At 68.5% G+C, this 18,070-nt stretch carries 20 protein-coding genes; 10 read left to right on the forward strand and 10 right to left on the reverse strand.

What is annotated here, in order from left to right:
* Nucleotides 1–182: 182 nt before the first annotated feature.
* Nucleotides 183–1,025, reverse strand: coding sequence for a hypothetical protein (locus ABD089_RS05635; RefSeq protein WP_343885254.1), 843 nt, complete (start codon nucleotides 1,023–1,025; stop codon nucleotides 183–185).
* Nucleotides 1,026–1,157: 132 nt separating this feature from the next.
* On the reverse strand, nucleotides 1,158–2,939 hold the full coding sequence (locus tag ABD089_RS05640) for an acetyl/propionyl/methylcrotonyl-CoA carboxylase subunit alpha (protein WP_343885255.1): 1,782 nt from the start codon (nucleotides 2,937–2,939) through the stop codon (nucleotides 1,158–1,160).
* Nucleotides 2,940–3,109: 170 nt separating this feature from the next.
* Here ABD089_RS05640 and ABD089_RS05645 point away from each other — a divergent pair, with 170 nt between their 5' ends.
* Both ABD089_RS05645 and ABD089_RS05650 read left to right on the forward strand, forming a co-directional pair.
* Nucleotides 3,110–3,625: an NUDIX hydrolase gene (locus tag ABD089_RS05645; protein ID WP_343885256.1), complete on the forward strand. Its 516-nt coding sequence runs from the start codon at nucleotides 3,110–3,112 to the stop codon at nucleotides 3,623–3,625.
* Nucleotides 3,626–3,628: 3 nt separating this feature from the next.
* Nucleotides 3,629–4,663, forward strand: a complete 1,035-nt coding sequence (locus tag ABD089_RS05650) for a magnesium transporter CorA family protein (protein WP_343885257.1) — start codon at nucleotides 3,629–3,631, stop codon at nucleotides 4,661–4,663.
* Here the strand turns inward: ABD089_RS05650 and ABD089_RS05655 are convergent.
* Both ABD089_RS05655 and ABD089_RS05660 read right to left on the reverse strand, forming a co-directional pair.
* Nucleotides 4,660–5,754: a winged helix DNA-binding domain-containing protein gene (locus tag ABD089_RS05655; RefSeq protein ID WP_343885258.1), complete on the reverse strand. Its 1,095-nt coding sequence runs from the start codon at nucleotides 5,752–5,754 to the stop codon at nucleotides 4,660–4,662. The genes ABD089_RS05650 and ABD089_RS05655 overlap by 4 nt on opposite strands.
* A complete protein-coding gene (locus ABD089_RS05660) occupies nucleotides 5,751–6,479 on the reverse strand; it encodes an SDR family oxidoreductase (RefSeq protein ID WP_343885259.1) in 729 nt (242 codons plus the stop codon). Before ABD089_RS05660 ends, ABD089_RS05655 begins: the two co-directional genes overlap by 4 nt.
* 34 nt (nucleotides 6,480–6,513) lie before the next feature.
* On the opposite strand from ABD089_RS05660, the gene ABD089_RS05665 reads away from it, so the two are divergent.
* From ABD089_RS05665 to ABD089_RS05680, 4 genes are all read left to right on the forward strand, one after another.
* Complete coding sequence (locus ABD089_RS05665; protein WP_343885260.1) at nucleotides 6,514–6,960, forward strand: hypothetical protein; 447 nt, start codon at nucleotides 6,514–6,516, stop codon at nucleotides 6,958–6,960.
* A 375-nt stretch (nucleotides 6,961–7,335) separates the two neighbouring features.
* Nucleotides 7,336–8,187, forward strand: coding sequence for a MetQ/NlpA family ABC transporter substrate-binding protein (locus tag ABD089_RS05670; protein ID WP_343885261.1), 852 nt, complete (start codon nucleotides 7,336–7,338; stop codon nucleotides 8,185–8,187).
* Nucleotides 8,184–9,206 carry a methionine ABC transporter ATP-binding protein gene (locus tag ABD089_RS05675; RefSeq protein WP_343885262.1) on the forward strand — a complete coding sequence of 341 codons (1,023 nt, stop codon included), beginning with the start codon at nucleotides 8,184–8,186 and terminating at the stop codon, nucleotides 9,204–9,206. The genes ABD089_RS05670 and ABD089_RS05675 overlap by 4 nt, the downstream gene beginning before the upstream one ends.
* Entirely contained in the window at nucleotides 9,203–9,874 is a 672-nt protein-coding gene (locus tag ABD089_RS05680; RefSeq protein WP_343885263.1) for a methionine ABC transporter permease, read from the forward strand. The genes ABD089_RS05675 and ABD089_RS05680 overlap by 4 nt, the downstream gene beginning before the upstream one ends.
* Nucleotides 9,875–9,992: 118 nt before the next feature.
* Here ABD089_RS05680 and ABD089_RS05685 read toward each other — a convergent pair whose 3' ends face one another.
* From ABD089_RS05685 to ABD089_RS05705, 5 genes are all read right to left on the reverse strand, one after another.
* Entirely contained in the window at nucleotides 9,993–10,523 is a 531-nt protein-coding gene (locus ABD089_RS05685) for a hypothetical protein (RefSeq protein ID WP_343885265.1), read from the reverse strand.
* Between the two features lie 208 nt (nucleotides 10,524–10,731).
* Nucleotides 10,732–11,364 (reverse strand): Maf family protein, encoded by a 633-nt coding sequence (locus ABD089_RS05690; RefSeq protein WP_343885266.1) that lies wholly within the window; start codon nucleotides 11,362–11,364, stop codon nucleotides 10,732–10,734.
* A gap of 51 nt (nucleotides 11,365–11,415) precedes the next feature.
* The gene (locus ABD089_RS05695) at nucleotides 11,416–12,072 is read right to left on the reverse strand and encodes a DUF937 domain-containing protein (protein ID WP_343885267.1); all 657 of its coding nucleotides are present in this window, start codon (nucleotides 12,070–12,072) and stop codon (nucleotides 11,416–11,418) included.
* 138 nt (nucleotides 12,073–12,210) lie between these two features.
* On the reverse strand, nucleotides 12,211–12,444 hold the full coding sequence (locus ABD089_RS05700) for an acyl-CoA carboxylase epsilon subunit (RefSeq protein ID WP_343885269.1): 234 nt from the start codon (nucleotides 12,442–12,444) through the stop codon (nucleotides 12,211–12,213).
* A 14-nt stretch (nucleotides 12,445–12,458) separates the two neighbouring features.
* Complete coding sequence (locus tag ABD089_RS05705) at nucleotides 12,459–14,042, reverse strand: acyl-CoA carboxylase subunit beta (protein WP_343885270.1); 1,584 nt, start codon at nucleotides 14,040–14,042, stop codon at nucleotides 12,459–12,461.
* Nucleotides 14,043–14,192: 150 nt separating this feature from the next.
* Here ABD089_RS05705 and ABD089_RS05710 point away from each other — a divergent pair, with 150 nt between their 5' ends.
* On the forward strand, nucleotides 14,193–14,921 hold the full coding sequence (locus tag ABD089_RS05710; RefSeq protein ID WP_386769129.1) for a biotin--[acetyl-CoA-carboxylase] ligase: 729 nt from the start codon (nucleotides 14,193–14,195) through the stop codon (nucleotides 14,919–14,921).
* 24 nt (nucleotides 14,922–14,945) lie between these two features.
* On the opposite strand, the gene ABD089_RS05715 is transcribed toward ABD089_RS05710, so the two are convergent.
* Complete coding sequence (locus tag ABD089_RS05715; protein ID WP_343885272.1) at nucleotides 14,946–15,455, reverse strand: PH domain-containing protein; 510 nt, start codon at nucleotides 15,453–15,455, stop codon at nucleotides 14,946–14,948.
* Between the two features lie 107 nt (nucleotides 15,456–15,562).
* Between ABD089_RS05715 and ABD089_RS05720 the strand changes: the two genes are divergently transcribed.
* The 3 genes from ABD089_RS05720 to ABD089_RS05730 are packed head-to-tail and all read left to right on the forward strand — an operon-like array spanning nucleotide 15,563 to nucleotide 18,061.
* Nucleotides 15,563–16,699 (forward strand): 5-(carboxyamino)imidazole ribonucleotide synthase, encoded by a 1,137-nt coding sequence (locus ABD089_RS05720; RefSeq protein ID WP_386769127.1) that lies wholly within the window; start codon nucleotides 15,563–15,565, stop codon nucleotides 16,697–16,699.
* Nucleotides 16,692–17,234 carry a 5-(carboxyamino)imidazole ribonucleotide mutase gene (purE, locus tag ABD089_RS05725; protein ID WP_343885275.1) on the forward strand — a complete coding sequence of 181 codons (543 nt, stop codon included), beginning with the start codon at nucleotides 16,692–16,694 and terminating at the stop codon, nucleotides 17,232–17,234. Before ABD089_RS05720 ends, purE begins: the two co-directional genes overlap by 8 nt.
* Before the next feature lie 11 nt (nucleotides 17,235–17,245).
* Nucleotides 17,246–18,061 (forward strand): phosphotransferase, encoded by an 816-nt coding sequence (locus ABD089_RS05730; protein WP_343885276.1) that lies wholly within the window; start codon nucleotides 17,246–17,248, stop codon nucleotides 18,059–18,061.
* Nucleotides 18,062–18,070 lie beyond the last annotated feature (9 nt).

The following is an 18,070-nucleotide window of genomic DNA, read 5'->3' on the forward strand; positions in this document are numbered from 1 at the left end:
GTACCCCCGGTCCACCCCCAGTGGACCGGGGGTTCCTACGTCCAAGGGGTCCTGGTGTCCCAGGGGTTCCCGCGTGTCAGGGGTTCCGGGTGTCAGGGGTTCCGGGCGTCAGGGGTTCCGGGCGTGTCAGAGGTCCTGGTGTCCCAGGGGTTCCCGCGTGTCAGGGGTTCTCGTCGCACGCGTCAGTCGAAGAGGTTGCCGAAACCCTCGCCGATGCCGCCGAGCATGTCACCGAAGCCGTCTCCGATGCTCTCGAAACCGTCGCCGATGGACTCGAAGCCGTCCCCGATGCCCTCGCCGAGCTCGGAGCCGAAACCGCCCCCGTAACCCATGCCGCCGCCCATCAGGTTTCCGATGCCATGGAAGATGACCGAGCCGACGACCATGTCGCGGATCATGTTCGATCCGGCCCAGCCGCTGTAGTAGCCGCGGGCATAGGGGGCGTAGGCGGGCCCGGCGTCGTAGTAGGGCACCCGGCGGCTGCCGTTCTGCACGGTGCGGATGACCGGGTCGGCGCCCACCTTCACGCGTTCCGCGTCGGCTGCGCAGGCCGGCACCGAGCGGGTGGCGCCACTGGCAGGAGCCCAGTCGACGTTCTCGGTCGAAGGTCCGTGCGCGGGGTTGAAGAAGCACGGTGGACGCTTCTGCGGCAGCGGACGTCCCTCGACGCGGGCGTTCACGCAGGCGATGGCGTAGCGACCGTCCTCGAGGATCTCGGTCACGTGGCTGACCTGCTCCGGCTTTGTGACGGCCTCCAAGGAGCGCTTGGCATCCTCGTAGGCGTCCAGCGCACGTTCGTAGTCCTGGCGCATCGCCGCGTCGAGCGGGTGCCCCGCGACGGCGGAGTCGAGGCGTTGGAGTTCCTCGCCGAACTTGGTCACGTCCTCGTCGGCCATCTTGCGGCTGGCGGCCACGGAGGCCTCGAGTTCAGCGGCCTGCTGGGTGGCGAGTGCCTGCTGCTGGCGTCGGTTGGCGAACCACGTGACGAGCCCCAGCGCCATGATGGCGAGGATGACGTATTCCATGTCTCCAGTGTGACGCGCCCCGAGGTCCGTTCCAACTCCTGCACCCCTGGACAGGCTCGGGGATCGCGGTGGGGCGGGCGCGCAGAGGGGCGGTGCCCGTAGGCACCGCCCCTTCGCGTTGGACTGTTTCGACTACCCGGCGTCCTTGATCTCGCACAGGACGGTGTTGGCGACCACGGTCTCGCCGACGACGGCGGTGATGCCGCTGACGACGCCCGACTTGTGGGCCGTCACCGGGTTCTCCATCTTCATGGCCTCGAGCACGACCACCAGATCACCCTCGGCCACCGTCTGGCCCTCCTCGACCGCCAGCTTGACGACGGTGCCCTGCATCGGGGCGGCGACCGAGTCACCCGAAGGAGCAGCGGCCTTCGCGCCACCACGGTCACGCTTGGTGGGGCGCTTGGCCTTCGAGGAAGCCGGACGTCCCGAAGCGACCAGACCGCCGGGGAGCTTGACCTCGAGGCGCTTGCCGTTGACCTCGACGACAACCGTCTGGGCCTCATCGACCTCCTCGCGCTCACCGATCACACCGGTGTAGGGGGAGATGTCGAGCGCGGCCTCGGTCTCGATCCAGTTGGTGTACACGCGGAACTTCTCGCCGTCACCCTTGAAGGCCGGGTCGTCCAGGACGGCCTGGTGGAAGGGGATCACGGTGGGCATGCCCTCGAGGACGGTCTCCTTGAGCGCGCGACGCGAGCGAGCCAGCGCATTGTCACGGTCGGTGCCGGTGACGATGATCTTGGCCACCAGCGAGTCGAAGGAACCGGGGACCGTCATGCCGGCGTGGTAGCCCTCGTCGACGCGGACGCCTGGGCCGGTCGGCGCCTGCCACTTGACCAGCGTGCCGGGGGCCGGCATGAAGTTGCGGCCAGCGTCCTCGGCGTTGATGCGGAACTCGATCGAGTGGCCGCGGATCTCGGGATCGTCGAAACCGAGCTGCTCGCCGTTGGCGATGCGGAACATCTGCTGCACGAGGTCGAGGCCGGTGACCTCCTCGGAGACGGGATGCTCCACCTGCAGACGGGTGTTCACCTCGAGGAAGGAGATCAGGCCGTCCTGCGCGACCAGGAACTCACAGGTGCCGGCGCCGACATAGCCGGCCTCCTTCAGGATGGCCTTGGACGAGCTGTACAGGCGATCCAGCTGCTCCTGGGTGAGGAAGGGCGCTGGGGCCTCCTCGACGAGCTTCTGGTGACGACGCTGGAGCGAGCAGTCACGGGTGGAGACCACCACGACATTGCCGTGCTGGTCGGCCAGGCACTGGGTCTCGACGTGGCGGGGCTTGTCGAGGTAGCGCTCGACGAAGCACTCGCCGCGGCCAAATGCGGTGACGGCCTCACGGGTGGCGGACTCGAACAGCTCCGGCACCTCCTCCATCGTGCGGGCGACCTTCAGGCCACGTCCACCGCCACCGAAGGCGGCCTTGATGGCGATCGGCAGGCCGTGCTCCTGGGCGAAGGCGACGACCTCGTCCGCGTTGGCGACGGGGTCCGGGGTACCGGGCACCAGGGGAGCGCCGACCTTGAGGGCGATGTGGCGGGCCTTGACCTTGTCGCCGAGGGAGTCGATGGCCTGGGGCGAAGGCCCGATCCAGATCAGGCCGGCGTCCATGACGGCCTGCGCGAAGGATGCGTTCTCGGCCAGGAATCCGTAGCCGGGGTGTACGGCGTTCGCGCCGCTGCGCTCGGCCACGCTGAGCAGCTTGTCGACATTCAGGTAGCTCTCTGCGGGAGTCGCACCGTTCAGGGCATAGGCCTCGTCGGCGAGCGAGACGAACAGAGCCTCGGCGTCGCTGTCGGCGTAGACCGCCACGCTGCCGATACCGGCGTCGCGTGCGGCGCGGATCACGCGCACGGCGATCTCACCACGGTTGGCAACCAAGACCTCGGTGATCTGGGCGCTGTTTACCACTTGTTCCTCCTTGAACGGGCTTTGAGCGGCCAACGTCTCGGGACTAGCCCCGGCAACGCCGATCCATGCTCGGATTGTATTGCCCTACGAGGGGTGCTGCGCCATCTCGTCCACGTCATCGGGCCGATTCATGGAGATTCGTTGACTTTGGTGGGGGATACGCTGCCCACATGCCCACTCCAGACTTCATCCTCGACCTACGCGCGAAGGTCGGATCCATGCCGTTGTGGCTTTCTGGTGCCACCGCCGTGGTGCTGCGCGAGGGCGCCGACGGCCCCGAGGTGTTGTGCGTCCAGCGCGCCGATAATGGTTCGTGGACAGCGATCTGCGGCGTCGTCGACCCCGGTGAGGACCCGCACGTGACCTGCGTGCGCGAGGCCGCCGAGGAGGCCGGGGTCGAGATCGAGGTCGAGCGCCTGGTGCTGATGGCGGTCACCGGGACGGTCACCTACCCCAACGCAGACCAGACGAACTATCTCGACCACACTTTCCGCGCCCGCTGGGTCTCCGGTGAGGCGCACGTCGCGGACGACGAGTCAGCCACCGTCGGCTGGTTCGCCGCGCACCGGCTGCCCGAGCCGATGAGCGAGCAGATGCGGACCCGGATCGCCGTCGCGCTGTACAACCCTGCCGACGTCGTGCTGGGGGCCGAGGCCGCCCAGCGCCTGACCTCAACCAGGGCCTGAACGGTGGGCCTGCACTCGCGCCGCTGGCAGGACGGGCAATTGGTCGAGACCGACTTCGCGCTGGAGAGGCTCGACGAGTACCTGGCCCAGGACGGATCGCTGGTCTGGCTGGACCTGTGCATGGCGAACGAGCGGCACCCCGCGGTGCTGGAGGAGCTGGCTCGCGAATTGCACCTGGACCCGCACGCCGTCGAGGATGCGGTCGCGCCTGGGGAGCGTCCCAAGGCCACTCGCCATGGAACCCACACTTTCGTCTCGGTCTATTCGGCGACGCTGGAAGGGGTCGGCCAGCAGGGATCGGGCAGGGGGCACGAGTCGCGGCTGGTGAACTCCCGCATCTCGGCCTTCGTGCTGCCACGCGGACTGGTCACCGTCCGTCGCGACGACCGCTTCGACATGGCGCCGGTGCTGCAGCGCTGGGACGACGACGAGCAACTCCTGCAGTCAGGTGTCGGGGCGCTGCTGCACGGGCTGTTGGACACCGTCGTGGACGGACTCTTCGAGACGATCCAACAACTCGACGACGCGATCGAGCGCTTGGAGGACGACCTGTTCGACGAGCAGGCCCAACGTGGGCAGGTGCAACAGGGCACCTACCGCCTGCGCAAGGAACTGGTGGAGCTGCGCCGGGTGGTGCTGCCGATGCGCGAGGTGGTCGCGGTCATCATGCGCGACGGCGACAAGGTGGTGCGGCGTGGTTCGAGCGTGCAGGGCCCCGGCGTGCTGGATGGCTACTTTGAGGACCTCTACGACCACGTGCTGCGCGCCGCGGAATGGACCGAGAGCCTGCGCGACATGGTGACCAGCGTCTTCGAGACCAACCTGTCACTGCAGGACGCGCGCCTGAACACGATCATGAAGAAGCTGGCCGGGTGGGCGGCCGTGATCGCCGTACCCACCGCCATCACCGGCTGGTTCGGGCAGAACATCCCCTATCCCGGCTTCTCGACGGTCTCCGGGCTGGTGCAGTCCAGCGTCCTGATCGTCGCGTGCACGCTCGGCCTGTACTTCTTCCTGCGTAGCCGGGACTGGATCTAGGCCGGACGGGGCATCCAAGCCAAACGGGGCAGCGCCACCGCCAACTCCTCGAAGCGTCGCTGCTGCGCCGTCGTGGGGGACACGAGCCAGGTAGGCTCCAGCCCACTGGGGTGGCGGCGCAGCGAGATGGCCCGGCGCCAGGTTCCGATGACCTGGCCGCCGTCCACGATCGTCGGCCGGAACATGCCGTTGTTGCCGGGCACGATCGCCCCTGCGAACTCGGGACGGACGATGAAGTCGCGGCACTTGTAGCCCAGCAGCAGTTCGTCGAAGCCGGGGAGCAGCATCATCCGTCCCGCTGCAGTGCGCTGGGCCGCCAGCCTGTCGGGCAGGTCGGGAGCCATCCAGTGTGTTTCCCCGCCTATCTCAATGCGGGCGAGAACGTCGCGCAGGTCTGCCAGGGCGGCGCGGGTGACGGTGAGCCCGAGCGTGGTCCAACGGGCGAAGTCGGCAACGGTCGCTGGGCCGTGCGAGGTGAAGTAGCTTCGCACCCACTCACGAATGGCGTCCTCCCCAGCCAGTTGACGGGGATGAGAGATCCATTCATCCGCGAGCGCCCACAACTGGTCCGGACGTCCCTTCTCGTCAGCAACGACCGGCCCCAGCACCAGCACCCCGGTGTGCGAGAGGTGCGCGAGCACGCGGGACGCGCCCTGGGGCAGCCCCTGCGCCGTCATGGCCGCCAACACCTGCTGTCGGGGGGCGGTGCGACCGCCGCGCAGCAGGCTCCGCGCCGCATCGGCCGCCCGGTCGAGCGCCCCCTCGTCCAGGCCCCAGCGCTCGTGCATTCGTGCCGACTGGGCGAGCATTTGGCGGGTGGTCAGCCGCGTCATCCAGCCGATGTCGGCGGCGGGGACGGTGTGCAGGGTGCCGCGCATCGGCCAACTGCGCACCACGTCCCCGGCGCAGAACGCGTCGGTCACCTCGGCCAGCGAACCTGCCGTCGTGCGCAGCGCCAGCGAGAGCAGACCGCCGGGGAGTTCCTGGGACTGCAGGCAGCCCAGCCGCTCGACGACCTGACGCGTCGTCCCCGACGGTTGGGCCAGCCCCTGCGCGACGATCCGTGCCAGCGACAGGTCCTCGCCCCTCACGCCTTGAACACCGGACGGATGGAAACCTGCTCGACCATCGCCTCGGGGGAGGCGTACACGGCCAGCGCGACGGCCTCGGCCACGGACTCCGGGCGCAGGTGCTCGGCGGCCACATAGGGACGTCCCAGCTGCGCCTGCAGGTCGACCTGCATGTCGGTGTCCACCCGTCCCGGATGCACCGAGCTGACCCGCACCTTCCCCCGCTCCTCCTCGCGCAGGGCGTCGGTCAGTGCCCGCAGCGCGAACTTGGACGCGGAGTAGGGCCCACCCCCGGGGCCGGAGTTGAACCCGGACCCGGAGTTGATCGTCACGACCTGTCCCCTGGCCGCACGCAGTGCCGGCAGCAGCAGCCGGGTGAGCCCCGCCACCGCGACCACATTGGTCTCGTAGACCCGACGCCAGGTGTCCCGTTCGGCCTCGTCAACGCGGCCCGAGGCGGCGATCCCGGCGGAGTGGACCAGCACGTCCAGGCTGGTGATGTCGGCGACGGCGGATGCGACCGCCTGCTCGTCGTCCAGGTCGCAGACGAAGGGCTCGGCGCTGGGCAGCTCGGCCACGACCGCTGCCACCGCAGCTTGGCCTCGGCCGCCGACCAGGATGTGGTGGGTGTCGGCCAGCCGCCGCGCGATGGCCAGCCCGATTCCGCGGGAGGCGCCGGTGACCAGGGCGCTGGGACGGGAACCGCCGGCGGGGCGGGAGATGTCTGAGGAGGTGTCGTCGCTCATGGGCCCAGCCTAGGGACCCACTACGGTGGGCCGGGTGATCGTGACCTCCCGGGCCAGTGCCTCCCGAGCTGCTGCCGCGGTTCTGACCTGCGCACTCCTGGCCGTGTCCGGGTGCTCGGCAGCTCCGTCGTCCGAGGCCACCTCGGCCTCTGCCGTCAGCGTGCGCACCCGTCCGGCCGACATGCGGACGCTGGCCGAACTGGGGCTGGTGAACGGGCCGGTGAACTTCTGGTTGCCCGGTGACAAGGCGATCCGTTCCCGGATCGACCAGCCCAATGTCGTCACCCTCACCTACTCGGTGGACAACGGCACAGCTCTGGCGAGCCACCTCTCGTCCCAGCTGGGCGCCATGGGCTGGACGATCGATGCCGACCGCAATGGCTCGCTGCTCTTCCACACCGATGGCTGGCGCGGCGCCTTCACGACGCCGACGCCGGGGGAGAAGGCGACTGTTGCGGCGTTGACCCTGCGGAAGGAGTGAACCCTCCCAACCACTATCCCCGAGCCTGTCGCGGGGTCGGGATCGTGGTGGGGTGACGCGGGACCGCGGTGGTCCGGGCGCGAGACGACGTCCCAGAATCTGGACGAGATTTCCCGTCCCGCCGGTCCCTCAATAACCTTGCCCCATGCCATGCAAGCGTTCCATCATGACCGGGCACACCATGCCCGTCATGCTGTGTGCTTGCATGATGCCGCGAATGCACGGCTGACAACGCCCTCCAAGCCTGCCCACGCAGGCGCCGGTCGAGCCCTGCTCCCGGCTGGTGTTGTCAGGACCTCCCCACCCGAACCCGGTAGTACCTCCTCGCTGCCCGCGCGCCGCGAACCCTTTGACCCACACGAAACAGGAGTTCTCATGACCACCCGCCGCACCTTCCTCGCCGCCTCGTTCGCGGCCGCCATCGTCCCCGCGCTTGCTGCCTGCGGTGGCAACTCCGGCGCCTCCACCTCCGACCCGCTGGTGATCATGGCCGACGCCACCCCGCACACGGAGCTGCTCGAATACGTCAAGAGCTCCGGCCAGCTGGGCGACGTCAAGCTGACCATCAAGGGCATCACCGGTGAGATCGACCCCAACCAGCTGCTGGAGGCCGGCGACATCGAGGCAAACTTCTTCCAGCACGTTCCGTACCTGACTTCCTGGCAGGCAGAGAAGAAGGTCAGCGACCTTGTCGTCGCGGCCACCACGCACGTCGAGCCGCTGGGCATCTACTCCAAGAAGGTGACCGACCTGGCTGACGTCCCCGCCAGTGCCACCATCGCACTGGCGGCCGATGCGACCAACTTCGGCCGCGCGCTGGTGCTGTTGCAGAGCGCCGGGCTGATCACCCTCAATGTCAAGGCCACGGACGCGAACCTCGACTACGCGCAGATCACCGAGAAGAACATCACCGCCAACGCGAAGAAGTTCTCCTTCCTGCCGATCGACCGCCCGCAGCTGCCGGCCACCCTGGATGACGCGAAGGTCACCATCAGCGTCATCAACGGCGCCAATGCCCTGGAGGCGGGCCTCAAGCCCGCCACCGACTCCCTGTTCAGCGAGTCGGCGACCGACAACCCCTTCGCCAACGTCGTCGCAGTCAAGAGCACGCTGAAGGACGACGCCCGCGTCGCGAAGCTGGCCGAGGCGCTGCAGAGCGAGACCACCCAGAAGTGGATCACCGACACCTACAAGGGCTCGGTGCTCCCGGCCAAGCAGTCGGCATGAGCCAGTTCGACGACATCCGCGGTGGCGGCCAGCAACCGATGATCGGCTTCGAGCAGGTGACCAAGACCTACCCCGGCGTGGGTGGGGCTGCGGCGGTCACCGCGCTGGATGGCGTGTCGCTGCGGGTCGAGAGGGGGCAGGTCTTCGGCATCCTGGGGCGATCCGGTGCCGGCAAGACCACCCTGCTGCGCTGCCTCAACCACCTCGAGCCGCTCACCCACGGCTCGATCAGCGTGGATGGCGTCGACTGGACCTCCTTGTCAGGGCGCGAACTGCGGGAAGCTCGTCGCCGGATGGGCACGATCTTCCAGCACTTCAACCTGCTCGGCTCGCGCACCGTCGCCGACAATGTCGGCTTCGGGCTCGAGCTGGCGGGGGAGAAGAAGTCCGTCATCGCGCCCCGCGTCGCCGAACTGCTGGAACTGGTCGGCATGCCCGACAAGGCAGGCGCCTTCCCCTCCCAGCTCTCCGGCGGCCAGAAGCAGCGAGTCGGGATCGCCCGTGCGCTGGCCACCCGTCCGTCCGTGCTGTTGATGGACGAGGCGACCAGCGCCCTCGACCCGACCACCACCGAGCAGATTCTCGACCTGGTCAAGCAGCTGCAGACCCAAATGGGCCTGACCGTCCTGCTGATCACCCACGAGTCGGAGGTGGTGCGCCGGGTCTGTGACGCCGCAGCGCTGATGGAGGACGGGCGGGTCGTGGAGCAGGGCAACCTGCTGGATCTGGTGGCAGACCCCGGCTCGCGGATCGGCGACCAGCTGATCCCGCTCGGGCGCGCCATCGACGGCCAGGGCACCCTGCTCAGCTTCGTCAACAGTGACGTCAGCGAACCGCTGCTGTCCCATTTCACCCGGGAGACGGGCATCGACGTGTCCATCCTCGGCGGCTCGGTGGAGCAGATTGCCGGTCACAAGGTTGGGCGACTGCGCGTCGCCTTCGACCACCCGCACGGCACGGTGGACGACCAACTCATCGAGCAGTACTTCACGACCAGGGGAGTGAGGGTCAGCCAGTGAAGAAGGCAACCGTCTGGGAGACCTTGCCCGAACTCGCCACCGCCTTGGGCGAGACGGCGTGGATGGTCATCCTCAGCTTCATCATCACCCTCGTGCTGGGCACGGCGATCGGCGTCCTGCTGCGCCTCACCGCACCCGACGGGCAGCGCCCGAATGCGGCCTTCTACCGCGTCTTCGGGGCGATCGTGAACATCGTGCGATCGCTGCCCTTCATCATTCTCCTGATCGCCGTGATCCCGCTGACGCGCCAGCTGGTCGGTACCGCCTATGGCGCCACCGCGGCGACCGTCCCGCTCTCGCTCGGCGCTGCGCCCTTCTTCGGACGTGTTGTCGAGGGTGCCCTGCGCGAGGTGGCCCCCGGCAAGGTGGAGGCCGCCCAGGTGATGGGCGCCAGTACTTGGCAGATCGTCCGCAAGGTGCTGCTCCCCGAGGCCCTGTCTCCGCTGGTGTCCGGCGCGACGCTGACCCTGGTCATGCTGATCGGCTACTCGGCGATGGCCGGTGCGATCGGTGGGGGCGGGGTCGGTGATTTCGCCATCCGTTACGGATACCAGCGCTTCAACACCCCGGTGTTGCTGGCCTCCGTGGTGGTGCTGGTGGTCATCGTCCAACTGGTGCAGTCGATCGGTGACCTGATCCTGCGTTCGCTGGCGCACCGCCGGGCCTGAGCGCATTCCAGAGAGTCCGGCCCACACGCAGAAAGCAGCGGCGCGCCCCACCGACTGGTGGAGCGCGCCGATCTGTTTGCTCTTGGTTCCTCCTGCCCGGTTGGCAGTTGGTGCGAGGTCAGGCGATCGAGCGCACCGCTGGATCTTGGTGCTCGACGCCGCGCATGGTGATCTCGACCGGCACGCCCAGGTGACGGGACAGCTGGGCAGCGGTGCCCTCCCACCAGGGCGCCACCTCGACGCGCAGCCCGTTCAGCTCCGGGTCGAAGAAGTCGCTGAAGACGCCGCGGGTGAGGTCGTCCGGCACGTGACCCCAGGCCAGCGCACTGACCTGCTCCACCTCGGCCTGGGTGCGGGTGACCTGCTCCAGTCGCACGCATTCCACCTCGGTGATCGCCGCGGGGACTGGATCCAGTGTTCCCACCACGTAGAGAGTGATCGTCCCGCACAGCGACACCTGGTGGCCGCCGCGCTGATGGGCGGGAACCAGTTCCTCGAGTTGGGTGGCCAGCTCACACAGTTGGCGGGTGCGGCTCTGCACGAAGCTGCCGGGCACGTCGTGGTGAGCCAGAGCGACCAGGCTCGCGCGATCAGCAGCACGACGGTGCTGGACGGGGCCCTGGACCTCTCGGCGGGCGCGTTGCATCACGGTCCCACTGGACTGCCCGGCCGGGTTCTGGCCGATCCGGGGGACATCAATTGGATTCCGGGTACGTACCATCTCGGTGCTCCATCCCCTATGGGGCCCTTGCCAGGGCCCTTTCACCCATGCTTCAGCACGGCGCGGCCAAAACCAAGGGTCTCCGCGGTGGTGACCAAGCTGTCACGTTCAAGTGTGAGGAAGATCACACCCACGCTCAGCCCATCTGATCAGTGCTCACCGTGCCGGGGCGCCACAGCGTGTGCCACGGGACACCCAGGTCGAGCAGCAACTGCCGCGCCGTGGGCAGCGAGATGCCGACCACACCATGCGGATCACCTGTGATGGAGGTGATGAAGGGCCCGCCGAGTGAGTCGATCGTGAACGCCCCTGCCACCTTCTCGGGCTCACCCGTGGCGGCATAGGCGTCGATCTCGGCGTCGGTCAAGTCCGCGAACTGCACCGACGTCGACGAGACGCGGTTGCCATCACGCTCACCGCGCGCGTCGCGGACGAAGACCTGGTGGCCCGTGTGCAGCGTCCCTTGTCGTCCGCGCATCAACCGCCATCTCGCGGCGGCGGCCTCCATCGAGCCGGGCTTGCCATGGCCAACCCCATCGAGTTCAAGCAGCGAGTCGCAGGCCACCAGGACGAAGGGGCCCGGGTCGTCGTCCATCAGGTTCAGGACGGCCTCGGCCTTCAACCGGGCCAGGGTGGAGACAAGAGAGGTGACCGACGGCGCGCTGACGCTGTCCTCGTCCACGCCGGGGACGACGACCTCCGCGTCAATGCCGGCACGCCGCAGGGTCTCGAGGCGGGCGGGGGACGAGGAGGCCAAGACGAAACGCACGCCCCCAGCCTAGGGCCGGGAGCGCGCGCTCGAAGGTGGTCCAGCAGGAAGTCAGTTCTTCTTGCCGAGCAGCCCGCCGAGGATCTGGGAGACGATGTCGCCGCCTTGCGCCGTGGTGGTGGTGCCGGTGGTCTGCGCCTGGGCCGGGTCGAAGGGGTTGCCCGCGCTGCCGGCTCCGAGCACCTGGCCGAGGACGTTCGACAACACGCCACCGAGGATGTTGTTGTTGCCTGCGGTCGCGGTATCGGTGGACTGGCCCGCGCTCTGGCTGAGAATCTGGCCGAGCACATTGCCCACGCCGCCCTGCCCCGAGAGCTGCTTGCCCAGGTATGAGAGCACGATGGGGGCGAGGATCGGGAGCAGCTTCTGCACGAGGCTGCTGCTCACGCCGGCCTGGGCGCCGAGTGCCTGGGCCACACCCTCGGTCTGGTTGCCGAAGACGTGGCCGAGGATCTTCTCGCCCTCGGAGGCGGCCGAGGTGACGTCGACGGCGCTGTCGGTGCTCAGCAGCGGGGTGGCGGCGTGGTCGGACAGTGCGGCCGCGAGGGAATGCGCACCCTCCTCGGTCTGGGCATTCTGCGTCAGACCACCCAGCAGGCTCGTCACGGCGGGGACGGCGGCCTTCTCGAGGGTGGCCTCGTCGGTGCCGAGGACGCTTGCGAGCTGGCCAAGCGGAAGCTGCTGCAGGATGTCGGTGACGGCGGTCATGGTGGTCCTTTCTTTGCGCAAGCACACGTGCGTCTCGCGATGGGTCAACGCTGGCATACACAGGTCTGCTGTGGGGCAGTTTCCCCCCACAGCAGACCTCTCGTCGCCAGCTCTTCAGACGCAGGGGGCCTCAGCGGGTCACGGACGACCGCTGTACCTCCACGCCTCGCGTCCCGGCGGGACCACCCGCCGCATCTGGCGCAGGTAGGACTTCCATCCGCCAGCGAGCGGACGGTCGTCGGTCTCCTCGGCAGCAGCACCGCCTGCTGACGCCGCGGCAAGCACCGCCGTGACCACGGCCGCCTCCTCGTCAGTCGGGTTGCCGGCGGTGATCCGGATGACGGGCGGCTCGGGCCTGTCGGCCGCTTCCATGACAGCCTCCTCGCTCACAGCGGGATGTTCCCGTGCTTCTTCGGCGGCAGCACCTCACGCTTGGTGCGCAGCAGGCGGAGCACACGGATGCACTCGGCGCGGGTCTCGTGGGGATAGATGATCTGGTCCACATATCCACGCTCGGATGCCACATAGGGGTTGGCCAGCTCGTCGTTGTACTCGTCGATGAGCTCCTTGCGACGGGCTGCCTTCTCCTCGTCCGCCTCGAGCGCACCCAGCTCCTTGCGGTACAGGATGTCCACCGCGCCCTCGGCGCCCATGACGGCGATCTGGGCCGTCGGCCAGGCCAGGTTCACGTCGGCACCCAGGTGCTTGGAACCCATGACGTCGTAGGCGCCGCCGTAGGCCTTGCGGGTGATGACCGTGAGCAGCGGCACGGTCGCCTCGGCGTAGGCGTAGATCAGTTTGGCGCCGCGACGGATGATGCCGGTGTGCTCCTGGGCGACGCCGGGCAGGAAGCCGGGGGTGTCGACGAAGGTGAGCACCGGGATGTTGAAGCAGTCGCAGGTCCGCACGAAGCGGGCTGCCTTCTCCGAGGCGTCGATGTCGAGACATCCGGCGAACTGCATCGGCTGGTTGGCCACGATGCCGATCGGGCGGCCCTCGATGCGTCCGAAGCCGCAGATGATGTTCGCCGCGAACAGCGCCTGGACCTCGAGGAACTCATCGTCGTCGAGGACGGTGCGGATGACCTCGCGCATGTCGTACGGCTGGTTCGGGGAATCCGGGATCAGCGTGTCGAGCTTGCGGTCGCGGTCGGTGATCGTGAGGTCGACCTCTTCGTCGTCGTAGACGGGCGGATCCTCGAGGTTGTTCTGCGGCATGAAGCTGAGCAGCTCACGCACGTACTCGAGGGCGTCGTTCTCATCGGCGGCCAGGTAGTGCGCGGCACCGGACTTCGTGTTGTGGGTGCGGGCGCCGCCCAGCTCCTCCAAGGTGACGTCCTCGCCGGTGACGGTCTTGATGACGGCCGGGCCGGTGATGAACATCTGCGAGGTCTGGTCGACCATGATCGTGAAGTCGGTGAGGGCGGGGGAGTAGACGTGACCACCGGCGGCGGCACCCATGATCAGGGAGATCTGGGGGATGACGCCCGAGGCGTGGGTATTGCGGCGGAAGATCTCGCCGTACAGGCCCAGCGAGACGACACCCTCCTGGATGCGCGCTCCGCCACCCTCGTTGATGCCGATCAGCGGGCAGCCGGTCTTGATGGCGAAGTCGATGATCTTCACGATCTTCTCGCCGTAGACCTGGCCGAGTGCGCCCCCGAAGATGGCGACGTCCTGGCTGAACACACAGACGGGGCGGCCGTGGATGGCACCCACGCCAATGATCACACCGTCGCCATAGGGGCGGTTCTTCTCCATGCCGAAAGCATGCGAGCGGTGTCGCGAGAACTGGTCGAGCTCGGCGAACGAGCCTTCGTCAAGCAGGGCAAGGACGCGCTCCCTTGCGGTCATCTTGCCCTTGGCATGCTGCTTCTCGACCGCCGCGGGAGAGGCGGCATTGACAGCGGCGTCAATGCGGCTACCCAGATCGGCGATCTTTCCAGCTGTGGTGTGGATGTCGATCTCCATGCGCTGACACTATCGCCGCACCGGGTGGCCTGCACTTCCAGATGGGCAGATTCCGCCGCTCGGACTAGCCTTCGGCTCGTGCCTGCCTGCGAACCAGTCGACCAAGAACTCCTGCGGGACCTGTTGGAGGGTGATCCCCCGTGGCGTCGCGTGGACGCCGTTGCATCCACCGGATCGACCAACAAGGACCTCTCGGACGCAGCGCGGGCCGGGGAAAGTGCTGGACGCCTGCTGGTCAGCGAGGAGCAAACCGCTGGTCGTGGGCGCTTTGAACGACGCTGGGCGTCCCCGGCCGGCAGCTGCGTGGCGATGTCGGCGCTGCTGGAGCCGACCCGTCCAGGGCCCGACTGGGGCTGGCTGTCGTTGCTGGCGGGGATGGCCGTCGCGACCGGCATCGAGAGGGCCACCGGTGCCCACCCCGGGCGCGTGCAGCTCAAGTGGCCGAACGACGTGCTGGTCGACGGCGGCAAGATCTGCGGCATTCTTTCCGAGCGCGTCGAGTCCCCCGAGGCCGGGAAGGCGATGGCGGTGGTCGGGATCGGTGTGAACATCTCGCTGTCGGCCGACGAGTTGCCCGTCCCCACAGCGACCTCGCTGGCGCTGGCTGGCCTTCCTACCGACAAGACCCGCATCGTGGCCGAGATCTGGCGGGAGTTCGCCCCTCTGTTCCGTGACTGGGAGGCCGCAGGGGAGTTGCACGACAGCTATTCGGCGCGGTGCGACTCGATCGGGGCGCCCCTGCGGGTGCTGGTCGACGAGCACACCTCCGTGCTGGGGGTCGGCGACCACGTCGACGAGTTCGGACGACTCGTCGTGCGCACCGACGAGGGCCTGCGCACCTTCAGCGCCGGCGACGTCTTCCACCTGCGCAAGCAGTAGGCCAGCGCGAGGCCAAGCGCCGGCTCAGTCAGTGGCCTCGCGCAGCGCCTCCGCCGGGTCGCCGAACAAGAGTTCGGTGACCAAAACATGGACCCGTTCGACGTCCGGGATGTCGTGCAGCAGGACGGGGTCCTCGGCGGCGGTGGTGAGCCTCAGCGTGCCGCATCCCAGCATCCGGTCCAGCAGCCCCCGCTCGGACGAGACGTCATTGATGCGTCCCAGCGGCAGGTCGTGGGCCGAGCGGGTGATGATGCCCTCGCGGTGGATGATCCGGCGCGTGGTGACCGTGTAGGTCTCGGCCCGCCAGCGCCAGAAGGGGACCACGACGCCCATCACCAGCGCCAGCGCGATCGCACCCAACAGCGCCCAGGTACCCCACGGCTGTGCCTGCGACGGCATCATCGCGAGACCGACGCCCAGCAGCACCGCCAGCACCAAGAACACGAAGGTGGGGCCCAACAGCACCTTCGCGTGGGTGCGCATGGACGTGATGATCTGCTCGTCCATGGCGAGGTGCTTGCGCTTGAGTGCCATGGTTCCATCATCCCAGCCGCTCAAGCGCACCCCCCGTGCGCCGATAGGCTGCGCACGTGACACGCAACTACACGATCGGCATCATCGGCGGCGGCCAGCTGGCCCGGATGATGCAGCAGGCCTCCATCGGGCTGGGCATCCGTACCCGGCTGCTGGCCGAAGGCCCTGACACCTCCGCCGCCCAGGTATTCGGCGACGTGACCGTCGGTGACTACACCGACGAGGCCACCCTGGTCGGCTTTGCGAAGGCGTGCGATGTCATCACCTTTGACCACGAGCATGTCCCGGTCGCCCTGCTGCGCGCCGTCGAGGCGGCCGGGACGGCCGTTCGTCCCGGCCCCGAGGCCCTGCAGTACGCCCAGGACAAGGCCCTGATGCGCGACCGGATGGCCGAGCTCGGGGCGCCCAACCCGGCCTACCGGATCTGCGGCGGGGTGGAGGACCTCATCGCCTTTGGTGCCGAGCAAGGGTGGCCGGTGATCGCCAAGACCTCCCGCGGCGGCTACGACGGCAAGGGCGTCTGGAAGATCGACGGTCCCGAACAGGCGTCCGGGCCCTTCGAGTCGATCGCCCAGGACACCACCACCGTCGACGGCGGGACGATCAGCCGCGAAGGCGTCGTCATCGTCGCCGAAGAGTTCGTCGACTTCTCCCGTGAGCTGTCGGCCGTGGTCTGCCGCGCTCCCAGCGGCCAGGCCGTCGCCTACCCGGTCACCGAGACGGTCCAGCGGGACGGGATCTGCGCCGAGACGACCTCCCCGGCACCGGGACTCTCGGACGAGCAGGCGAGCGAGCTGCAGCAGCTGGCACTGCGCATAGCGGGCGAACTGGGCGTCGTCGGCCTGCTGGCCGTGGAGCTGATGCAGCGTCGCGACGGGCAGGTGGTGGTCAACGAACTGGCCATGCGCCCACACAACACCGCCCACTGGACCATCGATGGCGCAGCGACCAGCCAGTTCGAGAACCACCTTCGCGCCGCCCTCGACCTGCCGTTGGGCGACCCTGGCCTGGTCGCCCCCCACGTCGTGATGGCCAATGTGCTGGGCGGAACCGAGGAGGACCTCACCGGAGCCCTGCTGCACTGTTTCGCGCGCGACCGTCGCCTGCGCGCGCACCTCTACGGCAAGGCCGTGAAGCCCCAGCGCAAGGTCGGCCACGTCACCACCGTCGGCGACGACCTCGATGACGTCCGCCGCCGTGCCCGGCACGCCGCCGGCTACCTGATGGGAGACCCCAATGCCTGACATCACCGACCTCGCCGAGTGGACCCACTCGAATGCCACCGGGCCAGCCCTGGTGGGCATCGTGATGGGTTCGGACTCCGACTGGCCCACGATGCAGGCTGCGACAGATGCGCTGGACGAGTTCGGCATCCCCTGGGAGGCCGACGTCATCTCCGCGCACCGGATGCCGGAACAGATGCTGGTCTACGGACGCGGGGCGCACACCCGTGGACTGCACGCGATCATCGCGGGCGCCGGGGGAGCGGCCCACCTGCCCGGCATGCTGGCCGCCCTCACCCCGCTGCCGGTGATCGGCGTCCCGGTTCCCCTCAAGTACCTCGACGGGCTGGACTCGCTGCTGTCGATCGTCCAGATGCCCGCCGGGGTTCCGGTCGCGACCGTCAGCATCGGCAATGCCCGCAATGCGGGGCTGCTGGCCGCACGGATGATCGCCGCCGGTGACCCTGCGCTGACCGCCCGGATGCTCGACTTCCAAGCCGCGCTGCGCGACCAGGCGATGGCCAAGGGCGAGGTCGTCCGCCAGAACAACCGCTGAACGGCACCGACGTGACCGACCTGTCGGACGTCGAGTGGGGCGACGTCGTGAGCGACTCAGGCGGAGTGCTCATCGCCGAGGGCGTGATCGGCGACCGCGACGTCGTCGTGAAGCGCTACCGCGACCCCGAGCAGGTGCGCGAGGTGGCGAACTATGCCCTGCTGGGGCGCCTCGGCGTCCCCACGCTCGAGGTAGTCGCTGCCGGCGAGGACTGGATCGCGCTGGAGGACCTCAGCTCATCATTCGACTGGCGAATCGCTACCCAGGACGACCTGCGCGACGACCAGGTGCTCGGGCTCCTGGCTGACTGGTACGAACAGCTGCACCGGGCCGGGATGGGGGTTGGCGAGCTGGACGGGCTGCTCGACGAGGTGGACGTGCTCACGCCCCAGACGCTGGCGCTGCTGGCGGAGCGTCGTCCTGAGTTGGCGGACGGGCTGTCGGCGCTCGCCCCACGGCTGGAGCAGTGGCTGGCGATCAACGCCGAACTGCCCTCGACGCTGGTGTTCAACGACTTCAGCTGGACCAACCTGGTGGTCGGGAACTGGCGACCCGCCGCGATGCCGATCGACCTCGGGATGTTGGGGCGCGGCAACCGCCACCGCGACCTGCGCCATGTCACCAGCCAGCTGCACCCGGAGGCGGCACGGGTCTTCCTGGCTGCCTATGACGACCGGCTGGCCGCTCGCGGTGAGCAGCTCGACCCGCGCGAGGCCGAGGTGGACGAACCCTTGGCGCACCTGGTGGCGCTGGTCAGCACCTTGGGCTTCGACCAGTTGCCCGTCTGGGCCGAAGCCTCGGCCGAGTGGGTCCGCACCCGGGCCTGACCAGCCCGT

This window comes from Luteococcus sanguinis, assembly GCF_039527675.1.
GTDB classification, from domain to species: domain Bacteria; phylum Actinomycetota; class Actinomycetes; order Propionibacteriales; family Propionibacteriaceae; genus Luteococcus; species Luteococcus sanguinis.